The following is a 1,276-nucleotide window of genomic DNA, read 5'->3' as shown; positions in this document are numbered from 1 at the left end:
TGGAGTGTTCCCGCTAAAGTGGCCACTGCAATTAAGCGGCGAGTTCGTATATGTCTCTGAATCCTAGTTCAAACTCGGCTGGTGTCAAATAGCCCAGTGTGGAATGTCGTCGGGCCCTATTGTAGTACTCCTCAATCCAGGTGAATGTGCTCTTTTTGAGTGCTTTTAGAGTGGGCCACGGGCGCGTGTGAATGAGTTCCTTCTTGTAGCTCGCGAAGAATGATTCTGCGACCGCGTTGTCGAAACAAATGCCAGTGCGCCCCAATGATCGTCGGATATTGTTTTTCGTGCAGTACTTATCGAAGTCGGTGGACGTGTATTGAGTTCCGCGATCGCTGTGGAATATGACTTTTCCGGGTGGTCGACGACGAGCGATGGCCATGTCCAGTGCGTCGGTGACCAGCTCGGTTCGCATGTGGTCGGCCACGGCCCATCCGACGACCATCCGGGAGTGCAGATCGATGACGGTGGCCAGGTACGCCCAGCCGTTCCAGGTCCGTACGTAAGTAATATCGCCGCACCATTTGGTGTTCGCCTCGGCCGCCGTGAAGTCGCGGCCGATGAGGTCAGGTGCCCCAACGGGGCTGTCTCCGGCGACGGTGGTGCGTTTCCACGCCTTCGGGTGGCGGCCTTCCAGACCTGCGACCTTCATGAGCCGCCACACCCGCTTGTGCGAGACCCGGTGGCCGCCGGCGGCGAGTTCCGCACGCATGCGCCGAACGCCGGGACGGCCGTTGAGGTGCTCGTAGTGGTACTCGATCAGCGCTGTTAACTCGTCGTCTCGGAGGTCTCGAGCTGAGCGCGACTTGCCGCGCCACTTGTAGTAGCCAGAAGTCGATACGCCGAGTTGAGCACACATGAACGTGACCGTATATGAATCGGATTCAGCCCAGTCCGCGATAGCCGCGAATTTCACCGCGGGTCTTTCGCGAACCAGGTCGCTACTTTTTTTGCGAACTCCACCTCCATCCGGGCGTGCTTCACTTCTTCGCGAAGGCGCTCGAGTTCCGCCCGCTCGTCCTCATTCAACGGGCGGTCAGACTCACCGTTTCCCTCGTCTCGAGTCTTCTTCACCCATTTCCCCAACGTCATCTCGTGAACGCCGATACTGCGTGCAACTTCGGCGATCGCACGGCCATCATCGATGACCAAACTTACCGCGTTGGCCTTGTACTCGGCAGTGAAGCTCCGACGAGTAGATCCCATAATCCGCTCCCTCTATCTTGGGGGAACTCACCGCTCATCTCCGGGTGTCCACCAGAGCGGGAACGGTCCA

General features: G+C 58.5%; 2 protein-coding genes. Both read right to left on the bottom strand.

Going from position 1 to position 1,276, the window contains the following annotated elements:
• Positions 1-31: 31 nt before the first annotated feature.
• A complete protein-coding gene (locus G6030_RS04925) occupies positions 32-916 on the bottom strand; it encodes an IS3 family transposase (protein ID WP_206680893.1) in 885 nt (294 codons plus the stop codon).
• Positions 913-1,206 (bottom strand): transposase, encoded by a 294-nt coding sequence (locus G6030_RS16270; RefSeq protein WP_006898371.1) that lies wholly within the window; start codon positions 1,204-1,206, stop codon positions 913-915. Before G6030_RS16270 ends, G6030_RS04925 begins: the two co-directional genes overlap by 4 nt.
• Between the last annotated feature and the right edge of the window lie 70 nt (positions 1,207-1,276).

It is taken from the genome of Dietzia sp. E1, assembly GCF_014145015.1.
Classification (GTDB): domain Bacteria; phylum Actinomycetota; class Actinomycetes; order Mycobacteriales; family Mycobacteriaceae; genus Dietzia; species Dietzia cinnamea_A.
The sequence above is the reverse complement of the archived record's forward strand: the minus strand, read 5'-3'. Positions and strand labels throughout refer to the sequence as shown.